The following is an 18,641-nucleotide window of genomic DNA, read 5'->3' on the forward strand; positions in this document are numbered from 1 at the left end:
GTGCGTTACATTTAGGCCACAACTCGACTATGTATGAACACCGCACGCGTTTGGACCTGGGCCATCACCGTAGCCCTGGGAGGCTTTTTATTCGGATTCGATACCGCTGTAATTAGCGGAGCGGAGAAAGCCATACAAGCCGAGTTCGGACTAAGTGACCTGGCGATCGGGCAGATCGTGGCCATGGCGCTCTACGGTACCATCGTGGGCGCGATCTTCGGGGGAGTGCCCGCCGATAAGTACGGACGAAAGGCTACCCTGATCGCCATCGCAATCCTGTATCTGCTGTCCGCCGCCGGCTCCGCGCTGGCCGCGGACCCCCTGCAACTCAACATCTTCCGGTTTTTGGGCGGACTCGGCGTAGGGGCCAGCTCGGTAGTGGCACCGCTCTATATCACCGAAGTGGCACCCGCCCGCGTGCGCGGCCAGCTCGTTGCCGCCTTTCAGTTGAACCTGGTGCTTGGTATTCTGGTGGCCTACTTCAGCAACTACCTGATCGTGGACGCCGTAAATGCGGTCGACTGGCGATTGATGCTGGGGGTCGAAGTGGTTCCGGCGCTGGTCTTTCTGGTCCTGTTGTTCTTCGTTCCGCGCAGCCCGCGGTGGTTGATCACCAAGGGAGGTTTGCGGGAGGAAGCGCTTGGTGTGCTCCAGCAGATCGACCCGACGACCGCCCAGCACGAGCTCACCCAGATCGAGGCATCGAATACCACCCAGGAAACGGTGGCCCTGAGCACCTTCTTCAGCGGCAAGTACAATCGTCCGATCCTGTACGCCTTCCTCTTTGGCTTCTTTAATCAGGTATCGGGCATCAATGCCGTCATCTACTACGCTCCGCGGATCTTCGAGGCGGCTAACCTGGGTACCGAAAGCGCGCTGCTTTCGTCGGTGGGCATCGGGGTGGTCAACGTGATTTTCACCTTCATCGGCATGTACCTCATCGACCGCAGCGGGCGGAAGAAGCTGATGTACATCGGTACGTTTGGCTACCTCATTTCGCTCTCGGCCGTCTCCTGGGCCTTCTTCACCGGCAATCTGGAGGGACTGATCGTACCGATCTGGCTCTTCGTCTTCATCGCCAGCCACGCCATCGGGCAGGGTGCGGTGATCTGGGTGTTCATCAGCGAGATCTTCGGCAACGAGGTGCGGGGGCTCGGTGCCTCACTCGGCAGCACCACTCACTGGATCTTCGCCGCACTCATCGGCGGCAACTTCCCCTTCCTCGCCAGCACCTTCGGGGAGGGGCCCATCTTCGCGGTATTCGCCCTGTGTATGGTCGGCCAGCTTGCCTTCGTGTACTTCCTCATGCCGGAAACGAAGGGCGTGGAACTGGAGGATTTGCAGAAGGAGCTGGTGAGCTAGGGGTTTTTGGGTGGTTCCCGGCATCTTGCCGGGGTTTGGTGGTTCTCGGCATCTTGCCGGGGTGATAGCGGGTTTCTATAATGACCGCGGCGGGACGCCACGAACCGGGACCGCGGCAGGTTGGTTCCCGGCATCTTGCCGGGGTGATAGCGGGTTTCGATGATGACCGCGGCGAGACGCCACGAACCAGGAGCCGCGGCGGGACGCCACGAACCGAGAGCCGCGGCGGGACGCCACGAACCAAGAGCCGCGGCGAGACGCCACGAACCGAGAGCCGCGGCGGGACGCCACGAACCAAGAGCCGCGGCGAGACGCCACGAACCAGGATGCCGCGGCGGGACGCCACGAGCCGGAAGGCCGCGAACCATCACTGCAGCAGCGGCTCCAGGTCACGGCAAAAAGCGGCGAAGCGTTCTCTTTCTTCGCTTGCTTCGGGGAGGGAGTGCAGCCGCTTGCGGAAGGAGGCGTGAAACTCCTTGTCCGTGAGCAGGCCCTCCCGCCAGCGGGCCAGCTCGGCGAGGGTGGGGATGGTGGGCAAGTAGCCCGGTTTGTTGGCGGCGGCGGCATCGCGGTCCAGGAGTTTGAACTGGCGGATGACCTTGAGGGCCCGGGTCGGCTGTCCGCGGCGGAGGAGGGCTAGTAAGTAGACGGTGAAGAAGAGGTGCCAGCGGTAGCGGAGGATTTCCTTGCGGTAGGCCCGGAGGTAGCTTTCTCCGTAGGATTCCGCCTGTTCCAGGCGGCCGGTCTTTAGGAGCGCCTCCAGATAGAATGCCGTGTAACCGATGCGGTTGTAGGAGTTGACGGTGGTCTTTGCCGCCTGCTTGGCCCCCTGAAGCAATTCCAGGGCCTCCGTCTCACGGTCGAGGCGCAGCAGTAGGGAGGCCAGGTTGTTGACGTAAAAGAGGTGATCGTAGTTGAGGGACCGCACCGACAGCCAACCGTAGTAAATGGCCCGCTCGTACTCCCGGCGGTAGGCGTGGAGCAGCATGCGGTTGCCGTAGTAGTTGGTGAGCAGGCGGGGGGAGTAGTTGCGCCCATCCCGGAAGGCGCGGTCGATCCGGTCGAAGTGGACGAGGATGCGGTCGTACTCCCGGTGATTGAAACTGACGAAGGTGAGGCGCACGAGGGCCAGGTAGCGGTTCAGGCCATCCATATCGCCATCCAGAAACACCTGCTCCAGGCTTTCGGCCCACTGCCAGCTTTCTCCCCCACGGCGGGCGTACTGCTCCACGACATCCTGGGTGACGGCGTGAAGTCGGTCGTACCCCTCCTTGCTGCGGGCGTAATGGTCCGCGTAGGTCATGAGGAAATCGTGTACCGTAGCGTGATCGCGGTACCGCATCCGAATTTGCAGAAAATGGCGGTAGTGGCCCAGCACTTCGTAAAACTTCATGAAGTAGAAGCCGGGGTGCTCGTAATGTCGAATGGCGCGCAGCAACTGACGTTCGTCCTCCTGGTCGATGGCATCGGTGACGATCAGCCGCTCGAGCCGCAGCAGCCAGGCGTGTCGTTCGTCGACGTCGATGGCGGCCAGTTTCTTTTCCATCCAGTGGCGTAAGTGGTGGTACTTGCGCTTGTCGATGGATTCGTCGTAGGGTAGAAAACTGCTGACCTCACGGCTGTTGCGTTCCACGCGTTCCAGGATGGCGATGCGGTCGGCATCCTCCAGTTGGTGGTGGCCCATCAGGTAGGCCGTTTCGTGCGGCAGCAGTCGTTCGGTGAAGGCGGTAAACTTGCGTAGGCGGTCGCGCAATGGCTCGGGCGGGTTGGCCCCGGAAGGTACAACGCCCCCGTCAGAGCACCAGCCCTCCATCGACGCTCAGGCAGGCACCCGTAATGAAGCCGGCCTCCTCACTAGCCAGGAAGAGGTAGGCGTTGGCAATGTCTTCGGGCTGGCCCAGGCGTTGCAGGGGCGTGCGTTCCCGCATGCTTTTGAGCACTCCTTCCGGCATGGCTTCGGTCATTTCGGTGGCGATGAATCCGGGGGCTACCGCATTTACCGTAATGCCTCGGCGACCGAATTCCCGCGCCCAGGTCTTGGTCATGCCGATCAGTCCGGCCTTGGTGGCCGCGTAGTTAGTCTGTCCGAAGTTGCCGTAGAGGCCCACGACCGAGCTGGCGTTCAGGATACGGCCGTAACCGGCTTCCGACAGGTGGAGGAAAACCGCTTTGGTGCTGTTAAAAACCCCGGTGAGGTTGACGTCGATGACCTGTTGCCACTGTTCCGCGCTCATCTTCTTGAAGCTGCTGTCGCGGGTAATGCCGGCGTTGTTGACGAGGATGTGGAGACCGCCGAGATCGTTGATGACCCGGCGGGCAGCCCCCTCGCAGGCGTCCAGATCGGTGGTGTCGACCCGGTAAAACTCGGCCTGGTGACCGGCTTGTACCAGTTCTTCGGCCAGTGCCCGGCCGGCAGGTTCGTCGATGTCCCAGAGGGCCACAGCGGCACCCTCCTCCGCGAAGCGTCGGGCGGTAACGCGGCCAATGCCGCGAGCGGCACCGGTGATGATGGCGATGCGGTTCTTAAGTCTGTGCATGATCGTTAGGTGGGTTGAATTAAAGCGTGAAAGCTACTCAGGGAAGGGCCGGAGGATTGGAAGCCTGTAAAATAGGGAGGGGCGACTTTAGGGGATGTGAATGGAAGAAAACACCGAAGGCATTACCATTTTAGTATGAAGAAAGGGGGGTGGACCCAAAAAAGCTTGCTTTCCTTCAATTGCCCCGCACCCGCGTACCCCGCCCTAATTTGCCGCCATACCACCTTCCCGATGAAAATGATCCTCCCGTACACGCTGTTAGTTGCCCTCTTATCTCTGGTCGGAGCGGGGCGATTGGGCAGCCAAACCACTACTTTCCAGATGACTTCCTCCCCACCCACCGTGAACTACCTCGACGTGAACGACTCCGTGCAGCTCGCCTATACGGACGAGGGGGAAGCGCGGGAGGGTACCCTGTTGTTTATTCACGGGCTCGGCTCGAATCTGCAGGCGTGGAATAAAACCGTTGCCGGACTGGGCAACCGTTTCCGCTGCGTGGCGATCGACCTGCCCGGCTACGGAAATTCCGGTCAGGGGGAGTATTCCTTTACGATGTCCTTCTACGCCAACCAAGTAGATGCCTTCGTACAAAAGATGGGGCTCCCTCCCCTGATTTTGGTCGGACACAGCATGGGCGGGCAGATTGCCCTGGAACTCGCAAGCCGGCAACCGGAGTGGCTGGAGCGCCTGGTGCTGGTCGCACCCGCCGGCCTGGAATCCTTCAGCGACCGGGACCGGCAATTTTTTGCCACCTACGTCCGGCCGGAAATCATTCAGTCGCTCTCGCCGGAGCAGATCGAAGCCAATTTCGACCTGAACTTTCATGGGGGTACGCCGGACGATGCGCGCTTCATGATCGATGACCGGATGACCCTGCGGGAAGACACCGCAGCCTACCCTTATTACGCCAGCTTGATTGCCGGTAGCGTGGCCGGTATGCTCGCGGGGCCCGTAGACCAGAAACTCGATCGGGTGGAGGTACCGACGCTGATCGTATTCGGACGGGACGACCAGCTCATCCCGAATCGCGTACTGCACCCCCAGCTTACTCTGGAGGAAGTCGGCCGGGCGGCTAAGGAAGGAATAGCGGAGGTGCGCATCGAATATCTTGATGACGCCGGACACTTCGTGCAGTGGGACCGGGCGGAAGAATTCAATCGGTTGCTCGCCGACTTTGCGGCGGGAGGAAATTGAAGGAGTCGGTCAACCCATCGAAGTGCAGGATGAAATTTGAGCATACGCAAGCACTTTATAGAACGACGCCGGCATAATCCTATGTTAAGTCAACCCCCTTTAGTTCTTTAACGCGGCGCGTAATAGCGATCGGACCGTATACATTGGTAACTGAACAATATTCCGCTAAAGATTGGAAGCGGAGAATTCTGGTTGATGAATTGCGATATGCCGGAATAATTATCTGTTTCTAGTTAAGTCAACGATCATGCGCTACTCACTAACATTTCTTTTATTGCTGCTGGGGGTGACCGCCTGGGGCCAACGGGCCACGGTGACGGGGCGGGTGACCACCGAGGGCGGTCAGTCCCTACCCGGTGCGACCGTCGGGACAGCCGAAGGCTCCGTCGGCACCTTTACCGAGGTGGATGGCAACTATACCCTCGAACTGCCGGCCGGAACTTATCGCTTACGAGCCACATTTGTTGGCTTTGCGGTTGCGGAGGAGGAGATCACTCTGTCTGCCGGCGAGTCGCTGACGCTAAACTTTACTCTGAGCGAAGGACTGGACCTGGACCAGGTGGTCGTATCCGGTTCCGCCCGCCCGGAGCGGATCACGGAAAGTCCGGCCACCATCGAGACCATTTTCAGCCGCGAGATCCTGGAGTACGCCGGCAACCCCGCCGAGCTGATCGCCCGCCAGAAGGGGGTGGACTACTTCCGCGCCGGACTGGCGACCCCTGCCTTCAACATTCGGGGCTTCAATTCCAACTTCAACGCCAAAAACCTGCAGGTTACCGACGGTCGCTTCAGCACCCTGGTTGCTACGGGGCTGCCCTTCGGTCCGTTGAATACGACGATCAAGGAAGACATCGAGCAAGTGGAGATCATTCTCGGACCCAATTCCACCCTCTACGGGCCCAACGCCCACAACGGTCTCCTGAACACCATTACCAAGGACCCCCGCCGCTACCCCGGTACCATGGTCACCCTCAACCCGGGCGTAACCGGCGACGGAGATGCCTACTTCAGTGCCCGCGTCCGCCACGCCCAGGCACTCAACGACAAGTGGGCCTTTAAGGTGACCGGAGAATACACCACCGGAACCGAGTTCGACTACGTGGATTCGGTGTACATCGACCGGATGGGAGCGGAAGACGATGAGGGCAACGCTATGCCGGACGGCATTAAGGAAGGCTACGAGGAGCTCGAACTGGACCGCGACATCGAATTTCTCCGCGGCGAATTCGCCCTCCACTACGACCCGAGCGATCAACTCGGCTTTCAGCTAAAGGGCGGCATGAGCAACAGCACCTACCTGTCGGCCACCAACGTCGGCCGCAACCAGATCAAGGACTGGCGCATCGGCTACCTTCAACTGCGGGCCAGCGGCGAACACTGGTTTGCCCAGGCCTACTACACGGCTTCCCGGACCGACAGCACCTACTCCATCGACGACCGCACCAAGCAGTACTACCGCCTGCTCGATGCCGGACAGTCGGAAGCCGTCGCCCGCGGACCGCTCAGCTACGCCACCGGTGCCCTCTTTCAGGATGCCTCCGAACGGTGGAACGCCGAGGCCCAGTACTACAACACCTTCGGGGAGCTTAATCTGGTGGCCGGCGCGCAGTACCAACTGGACCGGGCGAATAGTCGGGGCACCTACCTGCTCGACGAGAACGACGACGATTACATCCCCGTCAGCCAGATCGGAGCCTACGCTCACCTGACCTACGATTTCGGCGACGGCTGGCGGGCCCTCGCCGCGGCCCGGGCGGACAACCACGAGATCTACGACTTCAACTTCGTCCCCAAACTCGGCCTACTGCACATCAACGAACGCGGCACCTGGCGACTCACCTACGGACAGGGCATCGCCGCCCCCACCATCCTCAATATGTTCGGCAACCTCTTCGGAGGGCTCATTCTAGGCAACGCTGAGGGCTTTACCCTGGCGGACGGCAGCACCATCGATCCCCAACAGGTGGAGAAGATCTCCACCTTCGAATTGGGCTACCGGGGCCAGCTGAAAAAGGATAAGTTGTTCCTCGACGTCAATGCGTACTACAGCATCAGCAAGGATTTCCTGAGTCCAGTTACGGTCGTCGGCGTTACCACCCACCGCGGCGATACACCGACCGAGGAAGTGCAGGATGCTTACGCCATCTACAAGGGCTTGGTCGCGACCTACATCAACTTCGGGCAGGTGAATACTTACGGATTTGACGTAGGGCTGAATTACTACTTCACGCCCCAGCTCAACGGCTTCGTGAACTACAGCTACTTCGACTACAGCGTGGACGAGGACGATCCCGAAAATGACTTCAACAAGGACGGTACCGTAAACTTCCTCGACGTACTGGTGAACGCGCCCACCCACAAGGTGGGGGCCGGACTTTCCTACAGCGGCGAGCGCTGGTTCGGCAGCGTCTTCGGTCGCTGGGTACAGGCCTACGACTACTTCAGCAGCTTCCAGATTGCCAGTCGGAGCCATCCGGGCATGACGTACCGGGGCACACCGATCGTCGAGAACGCGCGCAGTACCGACAGCTACAACTACGGCCCGCTGGGCGGCTTCGCTACCTTTGATGCCAGCGTGGGTTACCGCTTCAGCGAACGGGTGAGTCTGTCGGCCGCCGCCAACAACCTCTTCAACAGCGAACTGCGGGAGTTTACGGCCAGCGCGCCAACCCGCGGACTCTACACCCTGGAACTGCGCTTCAACCTGCCCCCGCGGCGCACCGCTAAGTAACGTAGATGCTGGCCTGGACCCTCTTTATTCTCTACCTCCTGGGTACCTCCTACCTCGGCTGGCTCGGCCTGCGCAAGACGGACGGCTTCAGCAGTTTCGCCATCGGCAAGGGCGATCTTAGTCCGCTGCAGGTGGGCGTGACCCTAGCGGCGGCTACGGCTTCGGCGGCTACCTTCATCATCAATCCGGGCTTCGTGTACGTCGACGGACTGGCGGCCTTCATGCACCTGGGACTGGCTGTTTACCTGGGCTTTGTCCTGATGCTTCTGGTGCTTTCCTTTCGCTTTCGGGAGATGGGCGAGCGCATGCGGGCACTGACCATCCCCGACTGGATTGGAAAACGCTACGGCTCCGACAATTTTTCGCTGTACTTCGGCTTCATCAACCTGCTCAGTTTTGCCTTCATCGTGTTGCTGGTGGGGGGCATCTCGATTGTCATGCAGCAGTTGTTGGGGGTTACCAATACGGTGGCACTGCTCATTACGCTGGTCTTCGTCACCAGTTACGTGCTCATCGGCGGCACCTACGCCCACGTGTACACCAATATGCTGCAGGGCTTTCTCATGGTCGGCGTCACCCTGCTCATCCTCGGTTCGGGCATAGTCGTGATGCGGGACCATCCTGACTTCTGGGGCGGGGTCGCGGGTGCCGGGGAAAATCTGTTAAAAGCAGTCAATCCGGGTAGTCGCTTCTACAGCGATTACTTCTCGACCTACGTGGCGGGTTTTTGCATCGGAGGAGCCCTGGTCTGTCAACCGCACATCCTCACCAAGGCCCTGTACGTCAAGACCAACCGTGAGGTGGGCAGCTACATCGGCATTTTTTCGGTGGTCTACCTGCTCTTTACCCTGCTGCTGCTCACCGGATTCTGGGCGCGGGTGGCCGTCCCCGAAGCGGCACTGGCGGACCCGGTGACGGGAGCCTTCCGCCAGGATCTGGTGATGACGGTCTATCTGCGCGAGCAATTTCCGACCTGGCTGTTTACCGTCGTGAGCGTGGTTTTACTGGCCGCGGCCATGTCGACCCTGGACGGTTTGCTCGTCGGCATTTCGACGATTACCGCGAACGACCTGGTGCTGAACCTGCTGCGGCGTACCCGTAGCCGGCTGGATGAGGAGGGCCGGATGCGGCTGGCGATGCGGGTCAGTCAGGGGGTGCTCATAGTGGTTGCCGTGGCGGCCTTCTTCGTATCCCTGGATCCGCCGCCCTTGCTGGGCATATTTGGGCAGGTGGGGGTGTATGGACTGGTGCTGGCCGCCGTCCCGCCGCTGCTGGCCGGAGTACTCTTCCGACGGGTCGAGCTGCGGACCGTCTGGTTCTTCTCTGCTCTGGCGCTGACGATCCACTTCGGACTTTATCTCTACGGCGAGCGACTTTTCGGCGATGCCGGGCCGGCCTTCGCTAATCCGGGAGTCACCGCGACCATTGCCCTACTGGTGACCGTTCCGCCCACCCTAATCCTTTCCCTGCTGGCGCGCCGACGCGCCGCTACCCAAACGGTACAATCTTAAGTATATGCGCAACGCCATCATCACCGGTACCGGAGCCTATGCACCCGAACGCGTCGTCGACAACGCCTACTTCAACCGCCTGCTCGGCGAGGACGTCGACACCTGGTTGCGGAAGAACGTCGAGATTTACGAACGCCGCTGGGCCGCCCCCGACGAAAGCACCGCCGACCTCTGCGAAGCGGCCGGCCGACAGGCCCTGGCAAATGCCGGCATCGCGGCAACCGATCTCGACCTACTCATCGTCGCTACGGATACGCCCGAGTTTATCTCCCCCTCCACCGCCTCCGTGGTGCAGGACCGGCTCGGTGCTACGGCGGCGGGCACCTTCGACGTCAATACGGCCTGCGCTGGCTTTGTGACCGCCCTCGACATCGGCAGCAAGTACATCAGGAGCGACGACCAGTACAACCGCGTCCTCGTCATCGGAGGATACGCCATGAGCAAGTACTTGAACATGCAGGATAAGAAGACGGTCACCCTCTTTGCCGACGGGGCCGGGGCGGTGGTACTCGAAAGCAGCGAGGAGCCGGGTCGTGGTTTCCTGACCAGCGAACTCCGCTCGCAGGGGCAATACAACGGCTGGATGGGCATTTACGGCGGCGGGACCCGCCAACCGGTCAGCTGCGACGCCATCGCCAGCCACGATCATCAGTTGCAGTTCGTGCACCGCTTCCCGACCGAGCTCAATCCCGACACCTGGAGCGATATGGCGCGCCGGCTTTCTGCCCGGATCGGTACGCCGCCCGGGGAAGTGGACCACTACTTCATTACTCAGATCAACGTGAACGCCATTCGCGCTACCCTCGACCGTCTCGGTGTCGACCCGGCTAGGGCACACACCATTATGCACTATTATGGATATACCGGTTCCGCCTGTATTCCAATGGCGCTCCACGATGCCTTCGAGAAGGGGAAGGTCAACCGCGGCGACTTGGTGTACTTTATCGGATCGGGTGGGGGACTTGCCTTCGCCAGCGCCGCCTTCCGCCTGTAACTTGTCCGCATGAATGTTGCTCCTACCGACTGGACTGCACGCTGGGCGCGTTACACCCCCCATAGCATTGCCGTAAGCGACGGGGAACGGTCGCTGTCCTACGCCGAATTGCACCGGGGAGGCCTTTGCCTGGCCCATTTCCTTCTGGAAAAGGGACTACGAAAGGGCGATCGCATCGCTGTCCTCGCCGAAAACGACCCCGCGTACATCCTGCTTTTCGTTGCCGCTCAGAAAGCCGGCTTCGTGCTGGTGCCGGTCAATTACCGGTTGAGCGGACGGGAAGTAGCCTACATCCTGGAAGATGCCGAGCCCGCGCTGGTCATTTACCAGGAAGGATGGCAACACGTGCTGCCGGCTACCGACAATGGAAAACCGCACCCGCCCCGCTACGAATTGCAAGAAATAAAGTCAGCGGCCACGGGCACGGATGTTAGGTCGATCATCCCGGAGAGTCCCGCCGAGGATGACCCCATTTTCATTCTCTACACCTCCGGCACCACGGGCTTCCCCAAGGGAGCGCTCTACACCCACCGCATGCTGTTCTGGAATAGCGAGAATACCGTGCTCTCCCTCGACCTGGGGCCCGATAGTCGGACGGTAAATGTCATGCCCCCCTTCCACACGGGTGGCTGGAACGTCCTCACGACGCCGTTGCTGCACCGGGGTGGGTACACGCGATTGCTCCGGAAATTTGACGCTGGGGAGGTACTGCGTTTGCTGGAGGTGGAAAAGGTGACCGTCTTCATGGCCGTACCAACGATGGTCAGGATGCTGGCCGAGTCATCCGCCTTCGCTACCACTGACCTCAGCGAACTGAAGTACCTCATCGTAGGGGGCGAACCTCTATCCCCGGCCCTCATCGAGCGGTGGCACCGGCGGGGCGTACCCATCCGCCAGGGATTCGGAATGACGGAGGTGGGGCCTAACCTCTTCTCCCTGCACCAGGACGATGCGCTAACGAAAAAAGGCTCCATCGGCCGGCCAAACTTCTACGTGCAGACCCGGGTGGTCCGGGAAAGCGGAACCGATTGCGCACCGGACGAGTCCGGCGAACTTTGGCTACGGGGACCGATGACCACCCCCGGCTACTGGCGCAATGCAGAAGCGACGGAACGGGCGTTCAGCGACGGATGGTTCCGCACCGGAGACACCGTGCGGCGCGATGCGGAGGACTACTTCTATGTGGTCGGTCGCCTCAAGGAAATGTACATCTCGGGTGGGGAAAACGTCTACCCCGCCGAAGTAGAACGCCGCCTCGAGGAGCACCCCGCCGTGGGCGAAACGGCCGTCGTCGGCGTACCGGACCCCTGCTGGGGCGAAGTTGGGCACGCCTACATCGTACTCGCCCCGGGAGCATCAGTTACCGCTATCGACTTACAAGCTTATTGTCGGCAGGGACTGGCCGGCTTCAAGGTGCCGAAACACTTCACGTTCCTGGAGGCCTTGCCGCGCAATGCTACCGGAAAGGTGGATCGTAAGGCACTGAAAGCGCGGAAGTAGCTACTCGCTACACCTTACTCCATTTTTCGTTGCTCCGGGAGTTCTCGACCACCACCTCGACGAAGCGCATGCCCCGCAGTCCGTCGTGTACGGTGGGGAAGTCCGTTTCAATGTCGGTAGGTTCACGACCGTCCATGCGGGCGGCTACGGTAGCGGCAAAGTTTTTGTAGATGTTGCCGAAGGCTTCCAGGTAACCCTCCGGGTGGCCGGGGGGCGGGACGCGCTGGGCGGCCAGGGCGGCGGCGCAGAGTTCCCCTACGCCGGTCCGGTAGTGGATCGCGGGCTGCTCGTGACGCTTGTAGATCAGGGTATTGGGTTCCTCCTGGTGCCATTCGAGACCGCCGGTTTCTCCCCAGATCCGGATGTTAAGGCCATTTTCTTCGCCGACGGCGATCTGGGAGCAGTGCAGAACGCCCTTGGCGCCTTTTTCAAAGCGAAGGAGGATGTTGGCGTCGTCGTCCAGTCGGCGACCCTCGACGAAGGCGGTGAGGTCCGCGCAGACTTCGGTGATCTTTAGACCGGATACGTACTCCGCTAAATTTTCGGCGTGGGTGCCGATGTCGCCCATGGCACCGCCGAGACCGGATTTACTGGGGTCGGTCCGCCAGCTGGCCTGCTTGTTGTCCGTTTCTTCCTTGGCGTTAGCAAGCCAGCCCTGGGGGTATTCGACGACGATCTTGCGGATCTTGCCTAGCTTACCTTCACCGACCATATGGCGGGCCTGCTTGATCATCGGGTAGCCGGTGTAGTTGTGGGTAAGAGCGAAGACCAGTCCGGTTTGCTCAACAAGATCGACCAGTTGACGGGCCTCATCGACGCTAAAGGCGAGGGGTTTGTCGCACACCACGTGGAAGCCGTTCTCCAGGGCCATTTTGGCGGGCCCGAAGTGGACGTGATTGGGGGTAACGATGGAGACGAAGTCCATGCGCTCGCCCTCGGGAAGTGCTTTCTCTCGCTGAATCATCTCCTCGTAGGAGCCGTAGACCCGCTCGGCGGGCAGGTAGAAATCCTTACCGGACAGGCGGGATTTTTCCGGGTCGCTGCTGAAGGCACCGCAGACCAGTTCGATCTGCTGATCCAGTGCCGCGGCGAAGCGGTGCACGCCCCCGATAAACGCTCCGCGGCCGCCGCCGACCATTCCCATTCTTAGTCTTCTTTGCATGATGTTCTATATTTTCCGGTTGGGCGACAAGTATAGGGAAAAGTCTGCGGGTGATTTCTCGGCAGAGGATGGGAGCGGCTAGCGAGAATACAAGTATTCGTGTGGCGACATGACTGCACAGGTAGACTGTGAAAAGTCTTTCGCGTTCCTTGTGATTATAGTAGAAGCCCCGGCTAATCGAGCGCACGCCTCTTGAAAGGCGTCCTCGAAATCATTCCATCCCGAACCAAGTGCCATATCCAGTTGACGCTCTCCGGTATTGGCAATGCGGGTAACGCTGCGTAAGATATGAAGGACACGAAGCGTTTTTGCCTTACTTAGGTGCTTTCGAAGTACATATTCAGACACAATAAAAGAGGTAGAAGAGGCTACCAAGACAACTTCTTTTTTTTCAGCTAACTCGAATAGTTGAGTAGCGGCTTCGCTGAAGGGGGCTCGATCTGCTAGCCAATCGAGAATAACATTCGTGTCTACAAAAAGGACATCCATCATCTACCGATGCTTGCTTTCGGAGTGCTCGATAAACTCTTTGGTAGGATCATTTTCAGGCGGTAAGCTTACAATTCCCTTTATACTCCGCACCAGTGAAACTTCCGGCTTCTCATCCGTAACGCTGCCGCTGGTTATTTTTCGCAGGTAATTCTCCACTAGGGCCGAAACACTCGTCTCGTGCAAAACAGCGTATAGTTTTGCCTCTTTAATAACCGATTGGTCTACGGTCAGCGTAAGTTTAGCGTTCATTTCGCCACGTGTTGCATTTGTAAATTAACACGTGTATACGTGGTAAGTTTGCCTGGCTTTCGGGATTTCACCGCTCCCGCGTCCCCGCCCAAATCGAACACAAAAGCCCCGTCCGATTCAATCGGACGGGGCTTTTGCGAAAAGAACCATGTGGGAGGTCAAGGTTCTAGGTGGTGGTTACCGGCGTGTCGGCTTCGGTCTTCACTTCCTTGGCGTCCCGGTCTCCGGAGAGGTCGTAGACGATGGGGCTGGCGATAAAGATCGAGGAGTAGGTACCGACCACGATACCGACCAACAGGGCAAAGGCGAAGCCCTTGATGCTGGCACCACCGAAGAGGAAGAGCACCAGTACCACGAGGATGGTGGTAAAGGAGGTCATCACCGTCCGGCTGATCGTGCTGTTGATGGCGTCGTTGATCAGGGTCCGGGAATCGCGCTTGGTGTAGCTGTTGAGGTACTCGCGGATGCGGTCGAAAACCACCACCGTATCGTTGATGGAGTAACCGATCACGGTCAGGATAGCGGCGATGAAGGCCTGGTCGACCTCCATGTTGAAGCCAATCCAACCCCAGCAGGCCGCAAAGATGCCCATCGTGATGATGGTGTCGTGGAACAGAGCCGCGACGGCACCCATGGAGTAGCGCTTGCCCTTAAAGCGGAACAGCAGGTACAGGAAAATGCCGAGTAGGGCTACCACGCCGGCCTCCAGGGCCGAACGCTTGATGTCGTCGGCGATCGTGGGGCCTACCTTGCTCACGCTGGTGATGTGGGTACCACCGGTGAATTCCGGATTGCTGAATTGCTCCAGGGTGACGGAGTTGTCGCCGGTCGCCGCCGTCACGCCCTCGTAGAGAGCGGCCAGTACTACGTCCTGTGGTTCCTTGCCATCGATGGGGTTGGTCTCGTCGATCAGGTACTTGGTGACGACGTTGTAGGTATTGTCGCTATCGACCGACTTGATGGTCGGCGTAGCCTGGAAGGGCCCCTCCAGTGCGCTGCGCAGTTCCTGGGCGGAGACTGGCTTATCGAGTACGACGGTATAGCTGTAACCACCCGAGAAGTCGACGCCGAGGTCAAAACCACGCGTAAAGATCGCGAGCAGGGAGGCTACTACCAGTACGCTGCTGACGACGTAGGAAATTTTGCGGAAACTCAGCCAGTTGATGTTGATGTCGGCAAAAAGGTTCTTGCTGCCGCCCGTCCAGAAGGTCATGGTGCCCTTCTTTTCGACCCAGTAGTCGACCATGAGGCGACCCACCAGTACGGCCGTAAAGACCGAAGCGATGACACCGACGATCAGCACCACGGCAAATCCCTTGATGGGGCCGAGACCGAAGTAGGCCAGTACTGCCGCCACGAGGATGGTGGTGATGTTGGCGTCGATGATCGTAGAGTAGGAGTTGGAGAAGCCGTCGCGGACCGCATTGGGCACCGTTTTTCCTACCCGCAGTTCCTCGCGGACCCGCTCGTAGATAATTACGTTGGCGTCGACCGCCATACCGATCGTAAGCAGGATACCGGCGATACCGGGCAGGGTAAGTACCGTGCCGAGGCTGGCCAGAGCGCCGAAGATGAACACGAGGTTCAGCAACAGCGACACAATGGCCACGATGCCTGCTCCACCGTAGTAGAAAAGCATGAAGGCCAGTACCAAGCCGAAACCGATCAGCAGGGCCGTAATGGAGCTGTTGATGTTGGCTTCACCGAGCGAAGGTCCGACGATGCTTTCCTGGATGATCTGCGTGCGGGCGGGGAGGCGGCCGACCTGCAGAATATTGGCCAGGTCGGTGGCTTCCTGTACGGTAAAGTCGCCTGTAATGCTGGTGCTACCGCCGGTGATGGGGCCATTCACGCGGGGAGCGGAAACGATCTGACTGTCGAGCACGATCGCTACCTGACGGTTTCCGTCGGCCGCGGCGGCCGTGGTCATCCGGGCCCAGATGCGCCCGCCCTCGGAGTTCATGCTGAGGTTGACGGCGACCTGGCCATTCGGCTCGGGGCCGGAACCGGCGCGGGTGACGTACTCACCGGTCAGGGGAGCTTCACCACTGCGGGGCAGTTCGAGCTGGTAGAGTTGGTACAGGTTGCCGGGGGTACCCTGGTCATCGGCATCCAGGGGAGTGGCCGACCAGCGGAAACTGGCGTTGCGCGGGAAGAGTCGCTTCACCTCCGGGTCGTTGAGGTACTTCATGACCTGGGCGCGGTTGCCGGCCTCGGCGATACCCACTACGGCGGGGCCGAAGCTGCCGTTGTTGGGCGACAGGATGGAAAAGAGGGGACCGGCCGTCTGCCGGGGCACCTCGCGCTCCTCAATGGAGGCGATGCTGTCGGTCAGGTTGCCGAGTTCGTCCTGGGCGTAGACCGTGTCCATAACGGTGGTTGTCGCCGAAAGCTCGGAACTGTCGCGGCCGGCAGCGAGTGCCTGGCGCCGTTCCAGCAACTGATCGGCCTGCACCAGGGCGTTCACGCTATTCTGGTCGATGTTGAGCACGTCGTAGAACTCGAGGTTCGCCGCGGCCTGCAGGAAGGTGCGGGCGCGTTCGGGATTTTCGACACCGGGCAGTTCGACCAGGATGAGGTCGCGCTCGGCATCGAGGCTTACGTTGGGTTGCACTACACCGAGTTGGTCGATGCGCTTGCGGAGCATGACGTAGGTGAGGTTGACCGTTTCGTCGGCTTTCTCACGCAGGATGCGCTCTACCTCCGCGTCGGAGGTGTTGGTGCCGATCTGGTCGCGCAGGGCGTCGTTGCGGCTGAAGATGGTATTGAGCTGCTTGCCGTCGGCCCGCTCCCGCCATGCGTCGGCGAAGAGGGTGATGTAGTCGTCGTCGGCACTCTGCTGCGCTTGGGAGGCTGCGGAAATGGCTTCTTCAAATGTGGGGTCCTTGGAATTTCGGGCCAGTGAGATCAGAAATTCCCTTAGATCGACCTGGAGTACGACGGACATGCCGCCCTTAAGGTCGAGGCCGAGCGCGAGTTGCTGGGCCTTGAGATCCTGGTAGGTGTACGATTTGATCAGTGGAAGTCGAAAAACCTCCTGATCGGAGATGCTGTCCAGATAGGACGCACGAGCAATGCGGTAAGCTTCGCCTGAGTCTTCTCCCGTTAGGTTCTGCGCGTAATTGTCCGCATCATTTTCCACCGCATTGGTGGGGATGACGAACATGTACTGCGCAACCGTCACGAGGATCATGACCACAAGGAAAAACTTTATCAGTCCCTTGCCTTGCATAGTTAAAAATTTAAGTTCCGGCGGAGCCGCCGTCGGAAGTCGGGCGGACCACCAATTTGAAGAAGGATGGTTGAAGCCGTCGCGGCCGGGGCCTCCCAGACCCGGTTTGCGAAGCGGGCGCAAATATACGGCTCCGGGGCGCAACAATTATGCCCCATCCCCGGGGGGTGACGGATGTCTACCAAATTTTGGCGTAGTCCGGGCTAAGAAGTGACCCCACTGTAAGGGTAGCGTCATAAGTATCCGAAAGGTGACAAACCGGCGCGTTAAAGGGTCCAGTGTCGCACTTATCCCCCGCCTCGGTACGTTTCACCGTTTATCAAACACTAGAGCTTGCACCAGAATTACACCCACCCGAACTCACTTTTCCTGACGATCATCATTGCATTGTTAGGTTTGCTGACTGCCCCGGCATCGGCCCAGTCGCCCCTCGACGTGGGGGTACACTTCTCCCCCCAACTCCGCTACATCACCTCGTCCCAGACGGCTGAGCCGCCGGCCAAGGGAAGTTATACCCGGGGCAAAGACGGACTATCGCTTGGCGTCGGTGCGGGCGTCTATCTGGAATATGCGATCACGCCGAACTGGTTTGTGCGCGGGGGGGTCGACCTTTCCTATAAGCGTAATACGTACGGGGTAGACAAAGTATTCGTCGAATCCGATTCCACCGTCTCCGGCAACAGCCTGATAGTGTACAGCAGCATCGAACTGCCGCTGTCCGTTCTCTACCGGTTTGATTTTCTCCCCAACGGCGATAGTTTTCTACTCGGCGCCGGTACGACCGTCAACCGCTGGGGCGGTAACCCCCGCGCCTTCACCAGCTTTTTCAACCGGAGAAGCGTAAAGGAATACGTCGATTATCCCCAGCGTACCGTGACCGTTTTTGCGGGCTACGAACGCTACCTGTCCAGTACGGTCGTACTGGGGTTGGAGCCTTATCTGGCGTACGTGCCCACTCGCTTCAGGCTGGAAACGACCACCTCTTCGAAAGTGCTGATCGAGGCCGGCCTATCCATCCGTCTCCATCTCGACAACTGATACGACACCCCTCGTCCAGTCCTTCCACTGAATTTTACTGAGCCCAACGGACCCCAGCAGGGCTACCGACTCGTTGCGGACCCGATCGAGCAGCGGCACTCCCTCCGTGTTCGGTACCTCGTTGCGCCCGTGCACTTCGGCGGTCACGCAATTGCCCAGACGGCGCACGACAAAGGTGTTCGTTGCCCCCGCCGCGAAGAAGTGGGCAATGGCGGGATCCTGACTGAGTGGATTAGCGCTCGGGGTAACCGTCATGGCGGCGTAGGGATCATCGCCGTCCCCCGCTTCGATCTGCTCGATCCTCACCCAATCATATCCGTCACCGCTCGGGCTGCCCGGCCCCGTCAGGTCAATGCGCACGTAATCACCCGCAACCGGTTTACGGTCCACTGGTGCTCCTTCGCTATCGCATAGCCAGAATTGGGTCTTAAAGGAATTGTTGAGTTCATGCCAGCCGTTTACCGCGAACAGCCTATCCACGGCTAACCGGTAGGCCGCCGTCGCATCGACGTCGTGGCAGTACATGCTTACCGTATCGTGGTGGTTTCCTTGGCGGCGGGGGGGGAATTGGAGCAATGGCATAGGCAGGGCGGGGGCGCAGGTGCGTGGCAATTTAAGCGGAGAAAAGCAATCAATCTT

Annotated in this window: 14 protein-coding genes; 7 read left to right on the forward strand and 7 right to left on the reverse strand. The window is 59.9% G+C overall.

Annotated features, from left to right (window positions below; translation table 11 throughout):
- Positions 1-33: 33 nt before the first annotated feature.
- Entirely contained in the window at positions 34-1,362 is a 1,329-nt protein-coding gene (locus GGR28_RS12440) for a sugar porter family MFS transporter (protein WP_183496129.1), read from the forward strand.
- Between the two features lie 367 nt (positions 1,363-1,729).
- Here GGR28_RS12440 and GGR28_RS12445 read toward each other — a convergent pair whose 3' ends face one another.
- Both GGR28_RS12445 and fabG read right to left on the reverse strand, forming a co-directional pair.
- Positions 1,730-3,115 carry a tetratricopeptide repeat protein gene (locus tag GGR28_RS12445; protein ID WP_183496130.1) on the reverse strand — a complete coding sequence of 462 codons (1,386 nt, stop codon included), beginning with the start codon at positions 3,113-3,115 and terminating at the stop codon, positions 1,730-1,732.
- A 40-nt stretch (positions 3,116-3,155) separates the two neighbouring features.
- Positions 3,156-3,899, reverse strand: coding sequence for a 3-oxoacyl-ACP reductase FabG (gene fabG / locus GGR28_RS12450; protein WP_183496131.1), 744 nt, complete (start codon positions 3,897-3,899; stop codon positions 3,156-3,158).
- A gap of 231 nt (positions 3,900-4,130) precedes the next feature.
- Here fabG and GGR28_RS12455 point away from each other — a divergent pair, with 231 nt between their 5' ends.
- The 5 genes from GGR28_RS12455 (at position 4,131) to GGR28_RS12475 (ending at position 11,829) form a co-directional block, all read left to right on the forward strand.
- Positions 4,131-5,093 (forward strand): alpha/beta hydrolase, encoded by a 963-nt coding sequence (locus GGR28_RS12455; protein ID WP_183496132.1) that lies wholly within the window; start codon positions 4,131-4,133, stop codon positions 5,091-5,093.
- Positions 5,094-5,340: 247 nt separating this feature from the next.
- Positions 5,341-7,824, forward strand: coding sequence for a TonB-dependent receptor (locus GGR28_RS12460; protein WP_183496133.1), 2,484 nt, complete (start codon positions 5,341-5,343; stop codon positions 7,822-7,824).
- Positions 7,825-7,829: 5 nt separating this feature from the next.
- Positions 7,830-9,335, forward strand: a complete 1,506-nt coding sequence (locus GGR28_RS12465; protein WP_183496134.1) for a sodium:solute symporter family transporter — start codon at positions 7,830-7,832, stop codon at positions 9,333-9,335.
- A 4-nt stretch (positions 9,336-9,339) separates the two neighbouring features.
- Complete coding sequence (locus tag GGR28_RS12470; RefSeq protein ID WP_183496135.1) at positions 9,340-10,329, forward strand: 3-oxoacyl-ACP synthase III family protein; 990 nt, start codon at positions 9,340-9,342, stop codon at positions 10,327-10,329.
- Positions 10,330-10,338: 9 nt separating this feature from the next.
- The gene (locus GGR28_RS12475) at positions 10,339-11,829 is read left to right on the forward strand and encodes a class I adenylate-forming enzyme family protein (RefSeq protein ID WP_183496136.1); all 1,491 of its coding nucleotides are present in this window, start codon (positions 10,339-10,341) and stop codon (positions 11,827-11,829) included.
- A 7-nt stretch (positions 11,830-11,836) separates the two neighbouring features.
- Here GGR28_RS12475 and GGR28_RS12480 read toward each other — a convergent pair whose 3' ends face one another.
- The 4 genes from GGR28_RS12480 to secDF form a co-directional block, all read right to left on the reverse strand.
- Complete coding sequence (locus GGR28_RS12480; protein WP_183496137.1) at positions 11,837-12,991, reverse strand: Gfo/Idh/MocA family protein; 1,155 nt, start codon at positions 12,989-12,991, stop codon at positions 11,837-11,839.
- A 78-nt stretch (positions 12,992-13,069) separates the two neighbouring features.
- Positions 13,070-13,483 carry a PIN domain-containing protein gene (locus GGR28_RS19485; RefSeq protein WP_183496138.1) on the reverse strand — a complete coding sequence of 138 codons (414 nt, stop codon included), beginning with the start codon at positions 13,481-13,483 and terminating at the stop codon, positions 13,070-13,072.
- Positions 13,484-13,732: a DUF6364 family protein gene (locus GGR28_RS12490; protein ID WP_183496139.1), complete on the reverse strand. Its 249-nt coding sequence runs from the start codon at positions 13,730-13,732 to the stop codon at positions 13,484-13,486.
- Positions 13,733-13,898: 166 nt separating this feature from the next.
- Positions 13,899-16,964 carry a protein translocase subunit SecDF gene (secDF, locus tag GGR28_RS12495; protein ID WP_183496140.1) on the reverse strand — a complete coding sequence of 1,022 codons (3,066 nt, stop codon included), beginning with the start codon at positions 16,962-16,964 and terminating at the stop codon, positions 13,899-13,901.
- A 333-nt stretch (positions 16,965-17,297) separates the two neighbouring features.
- Between secDF and GGR28_RS12500 the strand changes: the two genes are divergently transcribed.
- Positions 17,298-18,002: an outer membrane beta-barrel protein gene (locus tag GGR28_RS12500; RefSeq protein ID WP_183496141.1), complete on the forward strand. Its 705-nt coding sequence runs from the start codon at positions 17,298-17,300 to the stop codon at positions 18,000-18,002.
- Here GGR28_RS12500 and GGR28_RS12505 read toward each other — a convergent pair.
- Positions 17,973-18,584 carry a hypothetical protein gene (locus tag GGR28_RS12505; protein WP_183496142.1) on the reverse strand — a complete coding sequence of 204 codons (612 nt, stop codon included), beginning with the start codon at positions 18,582-18,584 and terminating at the stop codon, positions 17,973-17,975. The genes GGR28_RS12500 and GGR28_RS12505 overlap by 30 nt on opposite strands.
- Between the last annotated feature and the right edge of the window lie 57 nt (positions 18,585-18,641).

Source organism: Neolewinella aquimaris (assembly GCF_014197245.1).
GTDB lineage: Bacteria > Bacteroidota > Bacteroidia > Chitinophagales > Saprospiraceae > Neolewinella > Neolewinella aquimaris.

What these genes read in the sequence shown, in the direction of transcription:
- GGR28_RS12440 (WP_183496129.1), top strand. Translation starts at nt 34, where the DNA reads ATGAACACCGCACGCGTTTGGACCTGGGCCATCACCGTAGCCCTGGGA.
- fabG (WP_183496131.1), bottom strand. Translation starts at nt 3,899, where the DNA reads ATGCACAGACTTAAGAACCGCATCGCCATCATCACCGGTGCCGCTCGC.
- GGR28_RS12455 (WP_183496132.1), top strand. Translation starts at nt 4,131, where the DNA reads ATGAAAATGATCCTCCCGTACACGCTGTTAGTTGCCCTCTTATCTCTG.
- GGR28_RS12460 (WP_183496133.1), top strand. Translation starts at nt 5,341, where the DNA reads ATGCGCTACTCACTAACATTTCTTTTATTGCTGCTGGGGGTGACCGCC.
- GGR28_RS12465 (WP_183496134.1), top strand. Translation starts at nt 7,830, where the DNA reads ATGCTGGCCTGGACCCTCTTTATTCTCTACCTCCTGGGTACCTCCTAC.
- GGR28_RS12470 (WP_183496135.1), top strand. Translation starts at nt 9,340, where the DNA reads ATGCGCAACGCCATCATCACCGGTACCGGAGCCTATGCACCCGAACGC.
- GGR28_RS12475 (WP_183496136.1), top strand. Translation starts at nt 10,339, where the DNA reads ATGAATGTTGCTCCTACCGACTGGACTGCACGCTGGGCGCGTTACACC.
- GGR28_RS12480 (WP_183496137.1), bottom strand. Translation starts at nt 12,991, where the DNA reads ATGCAAAGAAGACTAAGAATGGGAATGGTCGGCGGCGGCCGCGGAGCG.
- GGR28_RS19485 (WP_183496138.1), bottom strand. Translation starts at nt 13,483, where the DNA reads ATGATGGATGTCCTTTTTGTAGACACGAATGTTATTCTCGATTGGCTA.
- GGR28_RS12490 (WP_183496139.1), bottom strand. Translation starts at nt 13,732, where the DNA reads ATGAACGCTAAACTTACGCTGACCGTAGACCAATCGGTTATTAAAGAG.
- secDF (WP_183496140.1), bottom strand. Translation starts at nt 16,964, where the DNA reads ATGCAAGGCAAGGGACTGATAAAGTTTTTCCTTGTGGTCATGATCCTC.
- GGR28_RS12505 (WP_183496142.1), bottom strand. Translation starts at nt 18,584, where the DNA reads ATGCCATTGCTCCAATTCCCCCCCCGCCGCCAAGGAAACCACCACGAT.